Origin of the sequence: Burkholderia sp. MSMB0856 (assembly GCF_001524645.2) — a bacterium.
GTDB lineage: Bacteria > Pseudomonadota > Gammaproteobacteria > Burkholderiales > Burkholderiaceae > Burkholderia > Burkholderia diffusa.
This window is the reverse complement of the sequence record NZ_CP013428.1, coordinates 22,567-41,574: the sequence shown is the minus strand read 5'-3', so window position 1 is coordinate 41,574 and position 19,008 is coordinate 22,567. Positions and strand designations below refer to the sequence as shown.

Here is a 19,008-nt window from a genome sequence, read left to right as displayed (position 1 = left end):
ATCCATCAAACTGTACCGGTACTGTACAGAAAACCGTCGCTACACTGGCTCCATCCCAGTCCCGAACACGAATGGAGAATCCGCGATGGACTTCCTCACCGTCAGCGCATTGCCCGCCGGCATGCTGTTCGCGCTCGTCACGTCGATCACACCCGGCCCGAACAACACGATGCTGCTCGCCTCCGGCGTCAATTTCGGTTTCCGTCGCACGATGCCGCACCTGTTCGGCATCAGCATCGGCGTCGCGATCCTGATGCTGTGCGTCGGCTTCGGTCTCGGCGAGGCGTTCCGACGCGTGCCGGTCCTGTATACCGTCCTAGAGATCGCGAGCGTCGCGTACCTGCTGTACCTCGCATGGCGCATCGGCACATCGGGCGAAGTGAAGGCGCAGGGCGCCAAGCCGCGGCCGATGACGTTCCTCGAAGCCGCCGCGTTCCAGTGGGTCAATCCGAAGGCATGGATGATGGTGCTGACCGCCGCGACGACGATCCGCCTGTCCGCCGACTACGGGATGAACGCCGCGTGGATGGCCGTCGTGTTCATCCTGATCGGCTTTCCGTGCATCAGCCTGTGGGCCGCGTTCGGCCAGGGCCTGCGCCGCTTCCTGTCGAACCGCCGCGCGCTGCGCATCTTCAACGTGACGATGGCCGTGCTGCTGATCCTGTCGCTGTATCCGCTCGTCGCGCATCTGCTCCCGCAGTAAGCGCTCACAAGCGCCCCGTTGAGCTTCACGCCATGCAGGCGTACCCTTTTGGTAAGGGCGCGTGCAGCCGCTTCGCCGGCTGCACCGCTGCTCTGCATGGAGATTGCCGATGAAGCCAATGCTGAAAGCCGGCGAGCACATCGAGGGCATGCACTGGATCGCCGAGTACCACCCGCTCACGCACGAGATCCGGGTGCTGCGCGAAAACATCGAAGTGGGCACGTACTGCGCGCCGCCCACGCTGTTCGGCGACGAGGAAGAGATGGGCGCCGCGAACCATGCCGATCATCGCAGCCAGGAGGCCGCGCTGCGTGCGTATCTGCGCAACTTCGTCAAGGAACACGACGCGGAAGAGTAGCGGCGCGACGGCCGTAAAGTCGACGGGCCGCCAAAGCGGCCCGGTCCATCGTTGCGTGTCGGCCGGCTCACGACCTATCGCAACAAGCGAAAGGCCGGCGCATCGCCCCGGCCCCGATCCCGCTCAATGCCCGAGCGACTCGATCTTGCCGCCCGGCTGCGCGACGCCGTGCGGCCGCGCCCTCTGCTTGATCAGCAACGCAAGGCACGCAAGCAGGCCCGCGACCGCGATCGTCGCGAACACGCCCGCGAACGAGAAGTGCCGGCGCGTCAGTTCGGCAACGAGGAACGACCCGGCGATCCCGCCGAAGCGGCCGACACCGAGCATCCACGCCACGCCCGTGCCGCGCCCTTCGGTCGGATAGAACGCGGCGGCAAGCGCCGGCATCGACGATTGCGCGGTGTTCATCAGCACGCCGGCGATGAACACGACCAGCACGAGCAGCCCGACGTTCCCGGCCGCCTGCCCGATCGCATACACGCTGATCGCGGTCAGCGCGTAGCACACGGCGATCACGCGATTCGCGTTGAAGCGGTCCATCAACACGCCGCACAGCACCGCGCCGACGCCGCCGAGCGGGAACAGCGCGGAAATCAGCGTTGCGCTCTTCGGCGTGAGGCCGGCATCCTTCAGCAGGATCGGCATCCAGTTGATCGACGCGTAGAAGATCACGAGGCCCATGAAGTACGCGAGCCACAGCATCACCGAGCCGACGACGTACGAGCGCGACAGCACGACGCCGATCCCCTTGCTGCCCGTCTGCGGCGCGGATTCGGTCATCGCGAACGAGCCGGCGTTCAGCGCGTCGCGCGAGATCCGCGAAAGCGTCGCGCGGATCCGGTCGATGCTCTGGCCTTGCGCAACCATGAAACGCACCGATTCGGGCATCTTCAGCAGCAACAGCACGCCGAGCAGCAGCGGCGTCACGCCGCCGAGCATCAGCACGCTGCGCCAGCCGAAATGCGGGATCATCCACGCGGCGAGAAAGCCGCCGAACGCGGCGCCCAGCGGGAAGCCGCAGAACATCAGGTTGATCACGGTCGCGCGGCGCTTGTCCGGGCAGAACTCGCCCATCATCGTGACCGCGTTCGGCATCGCGGCACCGAGGCCGACGCCGGTGACGAAGCGCAGCACCGTCAGGTGCCCGATGGTCGTCGAGAATGCGGACGCGAAACACGCGGCGCCGAACAGGAACACCGAGCCGAGCAGCAGCGAACGGCGCCCGAGGCGATCGGACAGCGGGCCCGACACGAGCGCACCGCATGCAAGGCCGAACAGCGCGGCGCTCAGCACGGGTGCGAGATCGGGTTTGGTGAGGTTCCATTCGCCGAGCAGCGACGGCGCGATGAAGCCGATCGCGGCCGTATCGAAGCCGTCGAGCAGCACGATCACGAAACACATCAGGAATACGAGCCATTGAAAGCCGCCGAACGGCTGCTCGTTGATGAAGGTCTGGACATCGACCACGGGTGCGCGATTCATCGCGAGTCTCCTATGTAAACAACGCGGCCTGATGGCCGCGTCTTTCCTTGTTTGCGCGCCGATTCGCCGCCGGCGCGTCATGCGTCGTCGACACCTGCCGGCAGCGGCAGGCGTCGCGATCGGGTCACGTCCGGCGCGAGCCGGCCGTGTTATTCAGCCGCATCCTGTTCCTTGAAGATCTTGTCCGCGAGATGGAACGCGGAATTCGCGGCCGGCACGCCGCAGTAGATCGCGGTCTGCAGCAGCACTTCCTTGATCTCGTCGCGCGTCACGCCGTTGTTGCGCGCGGCGCGCAGATGCAGCGCGAGTTCCTCGCCGCGGTTCAGCGCGACCATCATCGCGATGGTCAGCAGGCTGCGCGTATGGCGCGGCAGCCCGTCGCGCGTCCAGATCTCGCCCCACGCATAGCGCGTGATCAGGTTCTGGAATTCGTCGGTCACTTCGGTGCGGTTCTGGATCGAGCGGTCGACGTGCGCGTCGCCGAGCACCGCGCGCCGCACCTTCATCCCCGCTTCGTAACGTTGCTGGTCGTCCATCGTCGGTGCCTCACGCGGTCAGGAAGTCGAGCAGCGCGCGGTTGAAGCCGTCGGTGCACTCGATGTTCGAAATATGCGCGGCGTCGAATTCGACGTGACGCGCGCCGGGAATCGCGGCGGCCAGCGCACGACCCTGGTCGGGCGGCGTCGACATGTCCTTCGCGCCGGTCACGACGAGCACCGGCAGCGCGATGCCCTTCACTTCCTCGCGCAGGTCGGCCGCGTTCAGCGCGTCGCAGTTCGCCGCGTAACCGTCCTTGTCGGTATGCACGAACGTGTCGCGGATCGCGTCGAACAGGCGCGGCTCGCGATCGACGAACGCGTCGGTGAACCAGCGCGGCAGCACGGCGTCGGCCAGTGCGGCCATCCCTTCCGCACGTGCCTTTTGCGCGCGCGGCGCCCACACTTCGGGCGAGCCGATCTTCGCGGCGGTGTTCGACAGCACAGCGCGCACGATGCGCGACGGGAAGCGCGCGGCGAGCGCCGCGCCGGTCAGGCCACCCATCGAAATTCCGCAGAAGCACGCGCGATCGATGCCGACGTGGTCGAGCAGGCCGATCACGTCGCCCGCGAGCTGGTCGATCGTGTACGAGCCGGCCGGTGCTTCGGAATGGCCGTGGCCGCGCGTGTCGTAGCGCAGGATGTTGAAATGCTGCGTGAGAGGGCGAATCTGCGGTGCCCACATCTGCAGGTCGGCGCCGAGCGAGTTCGAGAAGACGAGCCACGGCGCGTCGCCGCGCGCGGCACGGTCAATCCGGTAATGCAGTTTCACGCCGTTGACAGTGGCGAAAGGCATCAGTGTTCTCCTGGTTGTGTCGTGCCCGCGTGCAGCGCGAGCACGGCGTCGACGTAGGCCTGCGCCTCGCCGACATAATGTGCGGGATCGAGCAGCCGCGCGAGCGCGTCGCGCGACAAATGGGCGGATACGGTCGGATCGGCGGCGAGCACGTCGAACAGCGTCGCGCCGGTGCGCACGGCTTCCTTCGACGCATGCTCGACGACATGATGCGCATCGAGCCGGCCGATCCGGTCGCCGAGCGCGAGCATCACGGCTTCGCCGAGGATCAGCCCGTGCGTCAGGTCGAGGTTCGCGGCGAGGCGTTCGGTGTTCACGTCGAGGCCCGCGACGATCTGCGCGATCTGCGCGAGCGCGCCGCCGGTCAGGCGCGCGAGGTCGGGCAGCGCATCCCATTCGGCCTGCCAGCCGCCGAGCGCGCGCTCGTGCTCCTGGACCATCCCGGCAAACACGGTCGCGACGAGGTTCGGCGCGCGCACCGCGGCGGTCAGCACGGCCGCGCAGCCGACGGGGTTGCGCTTGTGCGGCATCGTCGACGAGCCGCCCTTGCCGGCAGCCGCCGGTTCGCCGAGCTCGCCGACTTCGGTCTGCATCTGCAGCGACACGTCGCGCGCGATCTTGCCGAGGGTGCCGGTCAGCATCCCGAAGCACGACGCGGCTTCCGCGATGCGGTCGCGCTGCGTATGCCACGGCACGGCCGGCAGCGCGAGCTTCAGGTCGGCCGCGAGCGCGGCGCTCACCCCGGCCGCATGCTCGCGCAGGCTCGCCAGCGTGCCGGCGGCGCCGCCGAACTGCAGCACCAGCGCGCGCGCGCGCAATTCGGCGAAGCGCGCGCGATGGCGCAGCAGCGCGTCGAGCCATTGCGCGAATTTCAGGCCGAGCGTGATCGGCAGCGCCTGCTGCAGCCACGTGCGACCGATCATCGGCGTCGCGCGATGCGTGCGCGCGAGCGTCGCGAGCGACGCGCACGCTTCGTCGAGCAGCGGCTCGAGCACGTCGAGCGTGTCGCGCAGTTGCAGCACGGTCGCGGTATCGATGATGTCCTGGCTCGTCGCGCCCCAGTGCACGAACTTCGCAGCCTCGGGGTCGTCGGCCTTGACTTGGGCGGTGAGCTGCTTGACGAGCGGAATCGCGAGATTGCCGCCGAGCGCCGCGCCGTGCGCGAGCGCGTCGGCGTCGAGCCGGCCGGCGTCGCACGCGCGTTCGATCGGCGCGACCGCGGCGGCGGGAATCACCTGCCGCGCGGCGAGCGCACGTGCGAGCGCGGCCTCGACGTCGAGCATCCGCTGGATCGTCGCGCGCGGCGACCAGATCCGGTTGAGCGGCTCGGTGCCGCAAATGAGGGAGGTCAGGCGGGCGCTGTCTTCGAGCATGGCATCAGATTGGGGAAACGGCGTGCGCCTATTGTCTACCCAAGCGTGCCGGCGTGCGCGCGATCGCGCGCGCCGGCACGCTTGCCGTTCAGGCCGCGGCCTTGCGCGTCGCGTCGATCAGCGGCACGCCGGTCAGCTTCTGCAGTTCGTCGAACGACAGGTCGGTGAAGATCTCGCTCACCGCGAGGCCGTCCGCCGTCACGTCGAGCACGGCGAGATCGGTATAGATACGGCTCACGCACTGCACGCCGGTGACCGGATACGAGCACTGCGCGACGATCTTGCTTTCGCCCTGCTTCGTCAGGTGTTCCATCATCACGAACACCTGCTTCGCGCCGATCGCGAGGTCCATCGCGCCGCCGACGGCCGGAATCGCGTCGGGCGCGCCCGTATGCCAGTTCGCGAGGTCGCCGTTCGCCGACACCTGGAACGCGCCGAGCACGCAGTAGTCGAGGTGGCCGCCGCGCATCATCGCGAACGAATCCGAGTGGTGGAAATACGCGCCGCCGGTGAGCAGCGTCACGTGCTGCTTGCCGGCGTTGATCAGCTCGTCGTCTTCCTCGCCGGGCGCCGGCGCCGGGCCCATGCCGAGCAGGCCGTTCTCGCTGTGCAGGAAGATTTCCTTGCTCGGGTCGAGGTGGTTTGCCACCAGCGTCGGCACGCCGATGCCGAGGTTCACGTACGCGCCTTCGGGGATGTCCTGGGCGACGCGCTTGGCCATTTCATCGCGGGTCAGTCGTTTCATGTCGGGTCTCCTCTGCTGTCAGGCGGCTTGGGATGCACGTTCGGCGGCAAGCTCGGCCGCATGCGCGGCCTGCGGCACTTCGACGACGCGCTGCACGAAAATGCCCGGCGTCACGATGTGTTCCGGATTCAACCCGCCGAGCGGCACGACTTCCGACACCTGCACGATCGCGACCTTCGCGGCGCTGGCCATGATCGGCCCGAAGTTGCGCGCGGTCTTGCGATACACGAGGTTGCCCCAGCGATCGCCCTTGTATGCCTTCACCAACGCGAAATCGGCGTGGATCGGCGTCTCGAACATATACGACTTGCCGTCGATCACGCGCGTTTCCTTGCCTTCGGCCAGCTTCGTGCCGAAGCCCGTCGGCGTGAAGAAGCCGCCGATGCCGGCGCCCGCCGCGCGGATCCGCTCCGCCAGGTTGCCCTGCGGCACGAGCTCCAGCTCGATCTCGCCCGCGCGGTACAGCGCGTCGAACACCTGCGAGTCGCTCTGGCGCGGGAACGAGCAGATGATCTTGCGCACCCGCTTCGCCTTGAGCAGCGCCGCGAGGCCGGTCTCGCCGTTGCCCGCGTTGTTGTTGACGATCGTCAGGCCGCGCGCGCCCTGCTCGATCAGCGCGTCGATCAGCTCGGACGGCATGCCCGCCGTGCCGAAGCCGCCGATCATGATGGTCGCGCCGTCGTGAACGTCCGCGACCGCCGATTGAAGCGATTCGAAAATCTTGTTGACCATGTCTCTTCCTGATACGAACCCGCGGCACGATGCGCGGCCTGTCGAGGGGGCACGCGCGTGTCGCGTGCCGCGTCGAAGGCCGTCGTCGACCTTCGGCATTTGTTCGCTATTCGAACCTAGATTCGATTAGCGAACGATGCGCCGATCATAGAGTCGTGCACAGCGCGTTGTCAAGGCGGGATCCCTCGGGGGGTGTCTGGTCGTCGAACGGCAGGCCGACGTAGTTTTCGGCGAGCGACTGCGCGGCGGCCCGCGAGCGCGTCACGTACTTCAGCTCGGCAAACTTCAGGCGATTGACGAACGGCGAGTCCTCCGGCGACGAGTGCAGCATGTTCGTCATGAAGTACGAGAAATGCTCCGCGCGCCACACGCGTTCGAGACAGGTCGCCGAATAGCGCTCGAGCGGCGTCGCGTCGCCGTTGCGGTAGCGCGCGCCGAGCGCGCGGGACAGCGCGCGGACGTCGGCCACCGCGAGGTTCATCCCCTTCGCGCCGGTCGGCGGCACGATGTGCGCGGCGTCGCCCGCAAGGAACAGGCGGCCGTGCTGCATCGTCTCCGACACGAAGCTGCGCATCGGCGTCACGCTCTTCTGCGTGATCCGGCCCTCGGTCGGCGTCCAGCCAGTGTCGTTCGAGAAGCGCGTGTGCAGTTCGTCCCAGATCCGCGCGTCGGACCATTCGGCGAGGTCTTCGTCGGGCTTGCACTGCAGGTAGAGGCGCGTGACCGTCGGCGAGCGCATCGAGAACAGTGCGAAGCCGTTGTCGTGATGCGCGTAGACGAGCTCGTCGAGCGACGGCGCCGCGTCGGCGAGGATGCCGAGCCATGCGAACGGGTAGACGCGCTCGAACGTGTTCAGCCGTTCGGCGGGAATGGTTTGCCGCGCGATGCCGTGGAAGCCGTCGCAGCCGGCGATGTAGTCGCAGTCGATGCGGTCCGCGCGGCCGTCCGCGTGCTTGAGCGTGACGAACGGTTGCTCGCTTTCGATATCGTGCAGCGCGACATCGCTGACTTCGAAGTGCATCTGGTGCCCATGCGCGTCGCCGGCCGCGATCAGGTCGCGCACGACTTCGTGCTGGCTATAAACGGTGATCGCGCGCCCGCTGGTGAGCGCGCTCAGGTCGATGCGATGGCGCTGGCCGGAGAACAGCAGCTCGATGCCGTGATGTTCGAGCCCTTCGCGGCGCATCCGCTCGCCGAGGCCGGCTTCGTTCAGCGTGTCGACGGTGCCCTGCTCCAGCACGCCGGCGCGGATGCGGTTCTCGCAATATTCGCGCGAGCGCGCTTCGACGAGGATGGAATCGACGCCTTGCAGGCGCAGCAGATGGGAAAGCAAAAGGCCGGACGGACCGGCGCCGATGATGGCGACCTGGGTACGCATTGTTCGTCTCCTGAACATTGGTTCGAATAATGGAACCCATTTGAGCGCTTTCCCGACTATGCGGCAACGCGATTTTGAAGATAAGTTGTATACGTTTCCCAGATACCGGCCTCACGATGGATACGCTCGATCTGAACCTGATTCCCTACCTCGTCGCGCTCGACGACACGCGCAACGTCAGCCGCGCCGGCGACCTGCTCGGCGTCAGCCAGCCGCGCGTGAGCACCGCGCTCGGCCGCCTGCGCGAGTATTTCGGCGACCCGTTGTTCGTGCGCACGTCGCGCGGAATGGAGCCGACGCCACGCGCGCTCGCGCTGCTGCCGGCCGCGCGCGATGCGCTCGCGCAGATCGAGCGCGGCCTCGTCGCGCCGCACGACTTCGATCCGGCGGCGAGCACGCATACGTTCTCGATCGCGCTGTCGGACGTCGGCGAGATCGTGTTCCTGCCGAAGCTGCTGCAGGCATTCGCGACGCGCGCGCCGCACGCGAACCTGCGCTCGGTCTCGCTCGGGCACGACGAAGTCGGCCGCGGCCTCGAAGCCGGCTCGATCGATCTCGCGGTCGGCTATTTCCCCGATCTCGACGGCAACAACTTCTTCCAGCAGCGTCTGTTCACGCACCGGTTCGTCTGCCTGATGCGGCGCGGCCATCCGCTCGAACAGGCGCGCCCGTTCACGGCCGAGCAGTTCCTCGCGTGCGGGCATGCGGTGGTGCGCGCCGAGGGGCGCAGCCAGGAGGTGCTCGAGAAATACCTCGCGAAGCAGCGCATGCACCGCCGTGCGGTGCTCGAGACGCCGCACTTCATGAGCCTGCCGTTCATCCTGAGTCGCACCGACCTGATCGCGACGGTGCCGCATGCGATCGGCTACGCATATGCGGCCGAGCATGCGTTCATCGTGCCGGTCGAGCCGCCGCTGCCGCTGCCGCGCTTCGACCTGAAGCAGCACTGGCATCGCAAGTTCCACAACGATCCGCGCACCGCGTGGCTGCGCGGCGTCGTCGCGTCGCTGTTCAACGACGAGCAGGACGAATGGCCGAAGTGACGCGGGGGTGTGCGGCAGGCCGCACGCACGACCCGCGAAAGCATGAAACAATGCCCGGATATCCGCGCCGCCGCAGGCGGCCGCATTCGATGGAGCGACTAGATGGGTAAAAAATCCGCGCGGCCCGAGCCGGCCGCATCCCGGCCGAGCCGGGAAGAAGCCGAGGATGCCGTTCGCGTGCTGCTGCGCTGGGCCGGCGACGATCCCGCCCGCGAAGGCCTGCTCGACACGCCGGCACGCGTCGTGCGCGCCTATGAAGAGTTCTTCGCCGGCTACGCGCTGGAACCGCGCGACATCCTCGCGCGCACGTTCAGCGAAGTCGACGGCTACGACGAAATGATCGTGCTGAAGGACATCCGCTTCGAGAGCTACTGCGAGCACCACATGGTGCCGATCATCGGCCGCGCGCACGTCGCGTATCTGCCGAACCATCGCGTCGTCGGCATCTCGAAGCTCGCGCGCCTCGTCGACGCGTTCGCGAAGCGCCTGCAGATCCAGGAAAAGATGACCGTGCAGATCGCCGACACGCTGTTCGACGTGCTGCAGCCGAAGGGCGTCGGCGTCATCCTCGAAGCCGCGCATCAGTGCATCTCGACGCGCGGCGTGCACAAGCCGGGCGTCGAGATGGTCACGTCGCGCATGCTCGGTACGTTCCGCACCGATCCGTCGACGCGGCGCGAATTCCTGTCGATCGTCGCGAATCCTTCTTCAGTCAACCTGACGAATACGTAATGCAGTCCACGAAGCAAGCGGCAAACGCGCCGGTCGTGCTCGTGACCGGCGCCGCGCGCCGGGCCGGGCGCGCGTTCGCCGAGTATTTCGCCGCGCACGGTTATCGCACCGCGGTCCATTACGACCGCTCGGCCGATGCCGCTCAGGCGGCGGCCCGCGCGATCGCCGAACGCGGGCACGATTCGGTCGCGCTGCAGGCCGACCTGTCGGATGCCGGGCAGATCACCACGCTGATCGACCAGGTGTATGCGCGCTTCGGCCGCCTCGACGTGCTGGTCAACAACGCGTCGGTGTTCTGGCAGGACCATTTCCCGAGCTTCGACCTCGCGGCGTTCGACCAGGCATGGGCCGTCAACTGCCGCGCGCCGATCCTGCTCACGCGCGCATTCTACGAACGGGCCCGCGCGGCCGGCACGCAGGGCGTCGTCGTCAACGTGGTCGACCAGAAGATCAAGGAAAACTTCCACCGCGACCATTTCAGCTACACGGTCGCGAAGGCCGCGCTCGGCAACCTCACGCAGATGCTCGCACTGTCGTCGTCGCCGGTGCTGCGCGTGAACGCGGTGTTCCCCGGGCTGATGCTGCCGAGCGACGACCAGACGCAGGCCGACTTCGAACACGCGAGCCGCGCATCGACGCCGCTCGCGCGCATCGCCGGCCCCGACGACGTCGCGGGCGCGATCCTGCTGCTGACGGGCAGTGCATACAACGGCGTGGATTTCGTCGTCGATGCGGGGCAGAACCTGATCCGCGTCGACCAGGACGTGCTGTACAAGCATCGCTCGCCGGCCGGCAAGCACTGACGAACGGCCTGGTCGACGGCAGCCGCGTGCGCCCTTCGCACACCGGCGTGCATGCATCGGCACTCGCCTTCGTCTACGCTGCGCGAACGACCGTTACGCCGTTCGCGCGCCGCGTTACGGCTTCTCGGCGCTGCCGCCTTCGCGGACCTTACCCTGCGCGACGCTCGTGCCGGGCGGCACGCTGTGCGTGAGCCACACGTTGCCGCCGATCACCGAACCGCGCCCGATCGTCACGCGGCCGAGAATCGTCGCGCCCGCGTAGATCACCACGTCGTCCTCGACGATCGGATGTCGCGCATTGCCCTTCACCAGCGCGCCGTCGCCATCGGCCGGGAAGCTCTTCGCGCCGAGCGTGACGGCCTGGTACACGCGCACGCGCTCACCGATGATCGCGGTTTCGCCGATCACGACGCCGGTGCCGTGGTCGATGAAGAAGCTCGGGCCGATCTGCGCGCCCGGGTGAATGTCGATGCCGGTGGCCGAGTGCGCGATTTCATTGATGAAACGCGCGAGCAGCGGCACACCGAGTTGGTGCAGCGCATGCGCGAGCCGGTGGTGCATCATCGCGAGCACGCCGGGGTAGCACAGCAGGATCTCGGTGATGTGCTGCGCGGCCGGATCGCCCGCGTAGGCAGCCTGGATGTCGCTGACCAGCAGCGCGCGTACCGCCGGCAACTGCCGGCCGAACTCGCGCGCGATCTCGAACGCGCGTTCGTCGAGTTCGGCGAACGGCGTGTCCGCATGCTCGGGCAGGAACGGCAGCGCGCGGCGGATCTGTTCGGACAGGATCCGCAGCGTGCTTTCGAGCGTGTGGCCGACGTAGTAGTCGACGCTTTCGTCGGTCAGATCCGGCGCGCCATAGTGCGTCGGAAACATCGACGCGCGCAGGCCGGTGACGATCTTGCAGATCGCGTCGCGCGACGGCAGCTCGCGGATGCCGCGCGGATGTCGCGTGCGATGAAGTTCCTCGCGCGATTCGCGCAAGCCGGCAACGATTTCTTCGAGGCCCCACTGACGGGCGGGTGATGTCGACATATGCCAATGCAGGCGGCCGCGCTCGATCGCACGGCCGCTAATAAAGTGACGGGTTCCAGAAGATTACCGCGTTTTCGTCCGGCAGCGGCACGCCGGGGGATCGGCCGGACGGCCGATGCCGCCGTCGCGCGACGGCGTCAGATCGTAATACTGCTCGCGTCGATCCAGCGCACGGCCCAGTCGCGCGCGTGCGCGATCGCGTCGCCTTCGTCGTTGAACTGGAGCTCGGTCGGAAAAAAACGGTTCGCGACGAGTTCCCCGTCGCTCGATCGGGAGATCACGACGTAGGGTTTGAACGAGCCGTCGCTGGCGCGCGCGGGCGCGCAATTCAACAGATAACCGCGGTGCGTGAAGGCAGTAGTCGCTTGCATGAATCCGCCACCTCTAGTCCCTTGATTTGTTGTTCACTACCCGTCTTAAGGGTGCTGCGGCGCCCCGGTGCGGGCAGAGGCGGCGAGACCGCATCCCCTGTCGCCGCTTCGCAGGAAATGAATCATACTCTGTAGAAAACGGGTCTTCTAGCTGAAATAAATCATGACAAATCAGCGCGCGCGGCACGACCGCGGCGATCGTCCGCGCGCCGTTTTCCCGTCTTGCCCGGAACGGGATTTGCTTCGATCCGGAGCGCTTCGCCGCCAGGAGAGCCGTGATGGAAACGACAGCTCCAGCCCGCGCCGCGCGTCCGCGCAGCATCGAACTCGACAACGACGACACGCACGACAGCACCATCGACACCGACGGCAAGAATCGCGAGGCCGCGCGTCTCGCGAGCGGCCGCGCCTTCTCGCCCGACCAGATCACGCACAGCAACGCGTCGCTCGTCAACGCGATGCCCGAGGCCGGCGACGGCTTCGCCGGCTTCGACAGCCGGCCGGGCGGCAATCATCCGGCGTTCGCGCTGCGTGCCGGCTACATGGTGATCGAGAAGGGGTTCGACGCGCCGTCGCACGCGGACGACGCGCTGTACGGGCCGGTTCACCGGATGTACGGCAGCGCTTACTGGCCCGGCCATGGACGCCGGCCGGAACGGGTGATCGAAATCACCCCGGTGCCGCGGTGACGCGCGCGGCGTTTGAATCGATCGTTCGATTGGCGGATCGATGCGCGGCCGATGACCGATGGCGGCGGAGCGACGTGCGCGTTCGCGCGCCGTCCTCCGAATCGGCGCTGGAATCGATATCGGCGCCGGGTTCGGGTTCGACACGCGGGTTTCGCGACGTCGATGCATCGGCGTTGATCGAAGTCACGTCGTCGCGATACGGATGATATTCAATGCACACTCGCGGCGACCGGCACGTCGCTGCAAAGTCCCTGCCGTTGGTTTACGCTGCCTCGCAGCGACGCACGGCCTGCTCGGCCGTTCGGCCGACTTTCGTTCAACCCGCCACTTGGAGACACCATGTACAAGCGCATTCTGGTTGCCATCGACGGCAGCGACACGGCCCGCCACGCGTTCGATGCCGCCCTCGCGCTCGCGAAGGAGCACGGCGCCGAACTGCAACCGTTCTACGTCGTCGAAAACGCCGCGATCTACTACAACGCGCCGGGCTACGATCCGTCCGTCCTGCGCGACCAGCTCATCGCGCAAGGCAATGCGCTCGCGGCGGAGTTCAAGAAGCTGATGCAGGCAGCCGGCGTGAAGGGCGAAACGGTGACGAGCGAGGCGTCGTCGCTCAACGACGTGTCGACGCTGATCCTCGACGGTGCGAAAGCGTTCGGCGCCGACCTCCTCGTGCTCGGCACGCACGGCCGCCGCGGGTTCCGTCGCCTCGTGCTCGGCAGCATCGCCGAACAGTGCGTGCGGCATGCGACGCTGCCCGTGCTGCTGATCCCGGCCGCCGCGCATACGGACGATCAGGAAGGCTGAGCGGCGTCGGCATCGGCATCGGCATGCGTGCATGCCGATGCCGACGCCCGCGACATGTGCGCGCGGTCGCGACGTTTTGTCACCCGACAGCGGCAACTTGCGGTGGGACAATGATTCGGTCGATTCAATGCCGGAGTAAACGATCATGTTGACGCCCGTCGCCACACGTCCCGCCGCCTCGTCCCATGCAGGCAACTGGGCTCCCCGCCAGGCACCGCACTGCTCGTCGTGCGCAATGCGGCACCTGTGCATGCCGCAGGGCCTCGCACCCGAAGCGCTCAGCCGCCTCGAATCAGTCATCTGCGCGGCGCGCCCGGTCAAGCGCGGCGAAGCGCTGTTCCGCGAAGGCGACACCTTCGACAACCTGTACGCCGTGCGCTCGGGTTCGCTGAAAACCGTCGCCACGCGCCACGACGGACGCGAGCAGGTCACCGGCTTGCACCTCGCGGGCGAAGCGCTCGGCCTCGACGGCATCTGCGACGACACGCACCCGCGCACCGCGGTTGCGCTGGAAGACAGCTCGGTCTGCGTGATTCCGTACAGCGCGCTCAAGTCGCTGTGCTCGGAAGCCGGCACGATGCAGCTGCGCATGCACAAGCTGATGAGCGAGCAGATCGTGCGCGAAACGTCGCAAACCATGCTGCTCGGCTCGTTGAACGCCGAAGAGCGCGTCGCCGCGTTCCTGCTCGACGTGTCGTCGCGTTACCTGAAGCGCGGCTACTCGCCGTCGGAATTCAACCTGCGGATGACACGCGAAGACATCGGCAGCTACCTCGGCATGACGCTCGAAACGGTCAGCCGCACGCTGTCGAAGTTCCAGAAGCGCGGCCTGATCGAAATGCACGGCCGCCTCGTACAGATCGTCGACTTCGACGGCCTGCACCACGTCTGACCCCGCGCGGCGCGTATCCTGCGCGCCGCCGCCGTCCATCCCTCCGGCCCCAATCAGTCGAGAAACAGAGCGGCGCGCGCTTTCAGCGCCGCGCTGAAATCGTCGAGCCAGCCGATCGACAAACGCCAGCTCTGCCAGTAGAGGTCGATATCGACCGTCCGCCCGCGCGACATGTCGACCAGTTCGCCCGCCGCCAGCTGGCGATCGACCATCCGGTCCGGGCACATCCCCCATCCCAGCCCCGTTTCGCATGCACGCAGGTAGCCCGCGACGTGCGGGATCCAGTGTTGCGGCGGATCGAGATCCGCGCGCGTCACGCGCCGGATGAAGCGCGCCTGCAAACCGTCCTTCGGATTGAACATCACGCACGGCGCACGACGTAGCGCATCGCGCGTGATGCCCGCGCCGAAATAGCGGTCGTAAAACGCCGGCGAACACACCGCGCGATAGCGGATGCGCCCCAGCCGCGTCGAACGGCATCCCTGGATCGGCTCGGCCTGCGCGGTCACCGCGCCCTGCACGCTGCCGTCGCGAATGCGCGCGGCCGTGTAGTCCTGGTCGTCGATCACGAGGTCGAGCAGGGTCTCGCGCTCGGTGCAGAACGGCCCGACCGCATCGATGAACCAGGTCGCGACGCTGTCGTCGTTGACGGCCACGCGCAACATCGGCCATGCGCTTGCGATCTGGCCGGGCAATGCCGGCATCCGGCCACCCAGTTCGGCCTCGAGCAACTGCACGCGCTCCGTATGCCGGCACAGCAACGCGCCGGACGTCGTCGCGACGCACGGCTGCCCGCGCTTGACGAGCACGCTGCCGACGCGCTCCTCCAACAGTTTCACGCGCTGCGATACCGCCGATGGCGTGACGTTCAGCTCCCTGGCCGCCCGTTCGAACGAGCCATGCCGGATCACCGCCGCGAGAGCGTCGAGCAATGCGTAGTCGAGCATTAGATTTCCTTAATCGGCATTAGGTGAATTAGCTTCTCTTATGTTTCGGCTGACCGCAGACTAGCGCCAACCGATTCACCCGTCTACTGCTCGACCTCTTCCCATCATGAACTGGATCGCTTTTTCCCACGGCGCCGCCCTGTGCGGGTCGCTCATCGTCACCATCGGTGCGCAGAACGCGTTCGTGCTCCGGCAAGGCATCATGCGCTCGCATGTCGGCAAGATCGTGCTGCTGTGCGCGCTGTCCGACATGATCCTGATCGGCGCGGGCGTCGGCGGCGCATCGGTCCTCGTCGAACGCTATCCGACCTTCGTCCACGTCGTGCTGTACGTCGGCCTCGCATATCTCGCGTGGTTCGGTATCAGCGCGCTGCGTCGCGCGTTCAAGCCCGGACACGAAACGCTCGACGTGCGCGGCGATGCCGTCGCGCCGCCGCCGCAGAGCGCGGTCGCGATCGTGCTGATGACGCTCGCATTCACGTGGCTCAACCCGCACGTGTATCTCGATACGTTCCTGCTGATCGGCACGGCCGGCGCGCGCGAGCCGGAAGGCTCGCGGCTTGCGTTCGCGATCGGCGCGATGGCGGTCAGCGTCGTGTGGTTCCTCGGGCTCGGATACGGCGCGCGGCTGCTTGCACCGTGGTTCCGCAAGGCCGTCGCGTGGCGCGTGCTGGATGCCGCGATCGGCAGCATGGTGCTGTTTCTGGCGGCCGTGCAGTTGCGGTAACGGATTGGGGCGCCGATCGATCGCGGGCGGCAACTTCGCCGCCCGTTTTTCGTTCCGCTCCGTCGAAGTGGTGCGATACGCCGGATCTCCGCCTGTCTCTCCCCGGACGCCTCAAGATTCAGTTCCGGATCGAACGCCGCCGCGCGGATCATCCATCTGCCGGACGGACCATCCGCCGTCCGCTGCACGATTCCGCTCGATCAGCGAGAATGTTCCGGTGTCCGCGACAACGGCTAAAGCGCTTCGCCCGTTCGCCTTCCCGTCGCATTCATCCCGGCCAATCCCGTCGTCTCATCCCGTCACCCCTCAGATTCCGGAGAGCAACATGGCACTACGCACCCTCGGCACGTCGGACATCCAGGTTTCCCCGCTCGCCTTCGGCGGCAACGTCTTCGGCTGGACCGTCGACGAGAACGCATCGTTCGAGTTGCTCGACGCGCTCGCTGACAGCGGCATCAACTTCATCGACACGGCCGACGTCTATTCGGCCTGGGCGCCCGGCAACAGCGGCGGCGAATCGGAAACGATCATCGGCAAGTGGCTCAAGCGTTCCGGCAAGCGCGATCAGGTCGTGATCGCGACCAAGGTCGGCCTGCTCGCGGCGCGCGCCGGCCTGACGAAGGACAACATCCTGAAGGCCGCCGACGATTCGCTGCGCCGCCTGCAGACCGACTACATCGACCTGTATTTCTCGCACCGCGATCTCGCCGACACGGCACCGCTCGAAGAAACGCTCTCCGCTTACCAGAAGCTGATCGACGCGGGCAAGGTGCGCATCATCGGCGCGTCGAACTACAGCGGCGCACGCCTGCGCGAAGCCGCCGACGTCAGCAAGCGCAACGGCCTGCCCGCGTATCAGGTGATCCAGCCGGAATACAACCTGATCGACCGCGCCGAGTACGAGCGCGATCTCGAGCCGGTCGTGCGCGACCTGAAACTGGGCGTCGTCAACTACTACGCGCTCGCGAGCGGCTTCCTGTCGGGCAAGTACCGCAGCGAAGCCGACCTGAAGAAAAGCGTGCGCGGCGATCGCGTCGCCCGTTATCTCGATGCGCGCGGCCTGCGCATTCTCGCGGCGCTCGACGACGTGTCGGCGAAGCACGGCACACAACCAGCCGCGATCGCGCTCGCATGGCAGATCGCGCGGCCGACGATCACCGCACCGATCGCGAGTGCGACGTCGCTCGGGCAGCTCGCATTGCTCGGAGAAGCGATCCGAGTGCGGCTCGACGAGGAAGACATTCGCAAGATCGACGCAGCGAGCGCGGTCTGAAGACCACTTGATGCGCCGGGCGATGCGCGGGCAGCTTATCTATCACGCGTGCTCGACGCAAATTGGAGCATAGCGCTCTGTACTGCCAACTGTTTTGTCGAAATCGCAGATCCGGCACAATTTCGCGAGCGTGTGCCGGCGGCCCTCTACGCCGACATGTCCTCATGGATCGATCGTGCACTCCAGGATTTCGGTCCGGTCCTGACCGCGCAAGCGCCGCGTTTCTTCGAGTGCACGAGTGGCAGCAGCGAGCAGCAGAAGCTCATTCCCTACACGCGGGCCTTTCTCGAAGAATTGCAGTTCGCACTGATCGTCTGGCTCTCCGATCTGCATCGCGCCGTGCCCGGCGTCGCGGCCGGGCGTGCGCCATGACGTGTTGATCCGGTTCGTCAAAAATCCCAGCTGAACGTCTGCGGATGCGCCTGCCGCGACGCGGCGTCCGGCGGTGTCAGCATGACGATCGTGGCATGCAGCGGATCCCGTATGTCGATCAGTGCGCTCGTCTTCCCGTCGCCATAACCCATCATCAGCGCCAGCGCGGTCTGGACCCGGATCGAGCTTTGAGGCTGGCCCGTGACGGCGTCCACGGTCACCGCAAAGTCACGATGGAGTCGCGATATCGCGATGGCCCGCTCGGCGTGGTCGGCAACGTATTGAAGTGCCCTCGCTGCGAAAGGGCAGATTGCCGTGTATCCGGTCGCGGCTGGTGGAAGGACTGAATACCGCAAAAAACCCCACCTTTCCTGCAAACCTACAGATCTGCCCTCACTTCATCCGCCCCCTTATTTGCTGCTTGACGCTATATCTTTCGATATATATCTTTAGATATGTTTTACGACATACAGGACACAATCATGCGACACAACCCCTCCCGCGGCCATGCCCGATGCGACGGTCATGGTGCGCATGCCGGCCCTGGCTGGTACGCCAGCATCTGGCAAGCAATCGGCCGGCATCGGCGCGGCCACGATCCATTCGGCGGCGGCCCGTTCGGTGGCCGTGGCGGACGCGGCGGCTTTGGCGATTTCGGTGACGACGGCATGCCGCGCGGCCGCCAGTTCAGCTCCGACGATCTCCAGTTGCTGCTGCTCGCGCTGGTCGCCGAGCAACCTAGCCACGGTTACGAACTGATCAAGGCACTCGACACGCGCTCGAACGGTTTCTATAGCCCGAGCCCCGGCATGGTGTATCCGGCGCTCACGTATCTCGAGGAAGTCGGCTTCGTCGCCTCGCAGGCGGAAGGCAACCGCAAGCGCTATGCGCTGACCGACGACGGCCGCGCGCATCTCGATGCGCAGCGCGAACGCGTCGACACCTTGTTCGCACGCCTCACGCACCTCGCGCGCAAGATGGAATTCATGCGCCGCGCGTTCGCCGGCGAATCGACAGGCGGCGAAGCGCAGGACGAAGCGCAGCCCGGCTGGCTGCCCGAGTTCGTCGAGGCCCGCCTCGCGTTGAAGCGGGCGCTGCTCCACAAGAGCGCCGCCGACGCCGACGAACAGCGGCGCATCGCCGCGATCATGCGCCGCGCGACGGCCGAAATCGAAGGCGGCACCGGCGCGTGATCCGCGCCGCCCGTCAAAACC

The 19,008-nt window shown here is 66.8% G+C and carries 22 protein-coding genes and 1 pseudogene; 12 read left to right on the top strand and 11 right to left on the bottom strand.

Features of this window, described 5'->3' with window-relative positions; translation table 11 throughout:
* The first annotated feature begins 85 nt into the window (after positions 1-85).
* Together WS87_RS17750 and WS87_RS17745 are read left to right on the top strand one after the other, a co-directional pair.
* Positions 86-703: a LysE family translocator gene (locus tag WS87_RS17750; RefSeq protein WP_059698690.1), complete on the top strand. Its 618-nt coding sequence runs from the start codon at positions 86-88 to the stop codon at positions 701-703.
* Between the two features lie 109 nt (positions 704-812).
* Positions 813-1,061 (top strand): hypothetical protein, encoded by a 249-nt coding sequence (locus tag WS87_RS17745; protein WP_059818331.1) that lies wholly within the window; start codon positions 813-815, stop codon positions 1,059-1,061.
* 123 nt (positions 1,062-1,184) lie between these two features.
* Here WS87_RS17745 and WS87_RS17740 read toward each other — a convergent pair whose 3' ends face one another.
* From WS87_RS17740 to pobA, 7 genes are all read right to left on the bottom strand, one after another.
* A complete protein-coding gene (locus WS87_RS17740; RefSeq protein ID WP_059692653.1) occupies positions 1,185-2,543 on the bottom strand; it encodes an MFS transporter in 1,359 nt (452 codons plus the stop codon).
* Positions 2,544-2,692: 149 nt separating this feature from the next.
* Positions 2,693-3,079, bottom strand: a complete 387-nt coding sequence (gene pcaC / locus WS87_RS17735; RefSeq protein WP_059692656.1) for a 4-carboxymuconolactone decarboxylase — start codon at positions 3,077-3,079, stop codon at positions 2,693-2,695.
* A 10-nt stretch (positions 3,080-3,089) separates the two neighbouring features.
* The gene (gene pcaD / locus WS87_RS17730) at positions 3,090-3,875 is read right to left on the bottom strand and encodes a 3-oxoadipate enol-lactonase (protein ID WP_059818330.1); all 786 of its coding nucleotides are present in this window, start codon (positions 3,873-3,875) and stop codon (positions 3,090-3,092) included.
* Entirely contained in the window at positions 3,875-5,248 is a 1,374-nt protein-coding gene (locus tag WS87_RS17725) for a 3-carboxy-cis,cis-muconate cycloisomerase (protein WP_059818329.1), read from the bottom strand. The genes pcaD and WS87_RS17725 overlap by 1 nt, the downstream gene beginning before the upstream one ends.
* An 88-nt stretch (positions 5,249-5,336) precedes the next feature.
* Positions 5,337-5,993 (bottom strand): CoA transferase subunit B, encoded by a 657-nt coding sequence (locus tag WS87_RS17720; RefSeq protein ID WP_012365076.1) that lies wholly within the window; start codon positions 5,991-5,993, stop codon positions 5,337-5,339.
* An 18-nt stretch (positions 5,994-6,011) separates the two neighbouring features.
* Positions 6,012-6,725, bottom strand: a complete 714-nt coding sequence (locus WS87_RS17715; protein ID WP_059818328.1) for a 3-oxoacid CoA-transferase subunit A — start codon at positions 6,723-6,725, stop codon at positions 6,012-6,014.
* 145 nt (positions 6,726-6,870) lie between these two features.
* Positions 6,871-8,103: a 4-hydroxybenzoate 3-monooxygenase gene (pobA, locus tag WS87_RS17710; protein WP_059818327.1), complete on the bottom strand. Its 1,233-nt coding sequence runs from the start codon at positions 8,101-8,103 to the stop codon at positions 6,871-6,873.
* 116 nt (positions 8,104-8,219) lie between these two features.
* Between pobA and WS87_RS17705 the strand changes: the two genes are divergently transcribed.
* The 3 genes from WS87_RS17705 to WS87_RS17695 all read left to right on the top strand — a co-directional run bounded on the left by WS87_RS17705 (position 8,220) and on the right by WS87_RS17695 (position 10,681).
* Complete coding sequence (locus tag WS87_RS17705; protein ID WP_059692669.1) at positions 8,220-9,146, top strand: LysR family transcriptional regulator; 927 nt, start codon at positions 8,220-8,222, stop codon at positions 9,144-9,146.
* A gap of 102 nt (positions 9,147-9,248) precedes the next feature.
* Complete coding sequence (gene folE / locus WS87_RS17700) at positions 9,249-9,878, top strand: GTP cyclohydrolase I FolE (protein WP_059698678.1); 630 nt, start codon at positions 9,249-9,251, stop codon at positions 9,876-9,878.
* The gene (locus WS87_RS17695) at positions 9,878-10,681 is read left to right on the top strand and encodes an SDR family oxidoreductase (protein WP_059818325.1); all 804 of its coding nucleotides are present in this window, start codon (positions 9,878-9,880) and stop codon (positions 10,679-10,681) included. Before folE ends, WS87_RS17695 begins: the two co-directional genes overlap by 1 nt.
* Before the next feature lie 114 nt (positions 10,682-10,795).
* On the opposite strand, the gene epsC is transcribed toward WS87_RS17695, so the two are convergent.
* Positions 10,796-11,716, bottom strand: a complete 921-nt coding sequence (gene epsC, locus WS87_RS17685; RefSeq protein WP_059533573.1) for a serine O-acetyltransferase EpsC — start codon at positions 11,714-11,716, stop codon at positions 10,796-10,798.
* 137 nt (positions 11,717-11,853) lie between these two features.
* The gene (locus WS87_RS17680; RefSeq protein WP_011659947.1) at positions 11,854-12,087 is read right to left on the bottom strand and encodes a hypothetical protein; all 234 of its coding nucleotides are present in this window, start codon (positions 12,085-12,087) and stop codon (positions 11,854-11,856) included.
* 278 nt (positions 12,088-12,365) lie between these two features.
* Between WS87_RS17680 and WS87_RS17675 the strand changes: the two genes are divergently transcribed.
* From WS87_RS17675 to fnr, 3 genes are all read left to right on the top strand, one after another.
* Entirely contained in the window at positions 12,366-12,776 is a 411-nt protein-coding gene (locus WS87_RS17675) for a DUF3005 domain-containing protein (protein ID WP_059818323.1), read from the top strand.
* A 339-nt stretch (positions 12,777-13,115) separates the two neighbouring features.
* Positions 13,116-13,583 (top strand): universal stress protein, encoded by a 468-nt coding sequence (locus tag WS87_RS17665; RefSeq protein ID WP_059818320.1) that lies wholly within the window; start codon positions 13,116-13,118, stop codon positions 13,581-13,583.
* Positions 13,584-13,728: 145 nt separating this feature from the next.
* Positions 13,729-14,475 carry a fumarate/nitrate reduction transcriptional regulator Fnr gene (gene fnr, locus WS87_RS17660; protein WP_059447453.1) on the top strand — a complete coding sequence of 249 codons (747 nt, stop codon included), beginning with the start codon at positions 13,729-13,731 and terminating at the stop codon, positions 14,473-14,475.
* A gap of 53 nt (positions 14,476-14,528) precedes the next feature.
* Here the strand turns inward: fnr and WS87_RS17655 are convergent, their stop codons facing one another.
* On the bottom strand, positions 14,529-15,422 hold the full coding sequence (locus WS87_RS17655; protein WP_059598694.1) for a LysR family transcriptional regulator ArgP: 894 nt from the start codon (positions 15,420-15,422) through the stop codon (positions 14,529-14,531).
* A 106-nt stretch (positions 15,423-15,528) separates the two neighbouring features.
* On the opposite strand from WS87_RS17655, the gene WS87_RS17650 reads away from it, so the two are divergent.
* From WS87_RS17650 to WS87_RS17640, 3 genes and pseudogenes are all read left to right on the top strand, one after another.
* The gene (locus tag WS87_RS17650; protein WP_059818318.1) at positions 15,529-16,149 is read left to right on the top strand and encodes a LysE/ArgO family amino acid transporter; all 621 of its coding nucleotides are present in this window, start codon (positions 15,529-15,531) and stop codon (positions 16,147-16,149) included.
* A gap of 325 nt (positions 16,150-16,474) precedes the next feature.
* Positions 16,475-17,422, top strand: a complete 948-nt coding sequence (locus WS87_RS17645) for an aldo/keto reductase (RefSeq protein WP_059818317.1) — start codon at positions 16,475-16,477, stop codon at positions 17,420-17,422.
* Between the two features lie 30 nt (positions 17,423-17,452).
* Positions 17,453-17,794 (top strand): annotated as a pseudogene (locus tag WS87_RS17640) (GH3 family domain-containing protein); the annotation flags it as partial.
* A gap of 17 nt (positions 17,795-17,811) precedes the next feature.
* Here the strand turns inward: WS87_RS17640 and WS87_RS17635 are convergent.
* Positions 17,812-18,015, bottom strand: coding sequence for a DUF2875 family protein (locus WS87_RS17635; RefSeq protein ID WP_059818313.1), 204 nt, complete (start codon positions 18,013-18,015; stop codon positions 17,812-17,814).
* A gap of 261 nt (positions 18,016-18,276) precedes the next feature.
* On the opposite strand from WS87_RS17635, the gene WS87_RS17630 reads away from it, so the two are divergent.
* A complete protein-coding gene (locus WS87_RS17630; RefSeq protein WP_059818380.1) occupies positions 18,277-18,987 on the top strand; it encodes a PadR family transcriptional regulator in 711 nt (236 codons plus the stop codon).
* Positions 18,988-19,008: the final 21 nt, after the last annotated feature.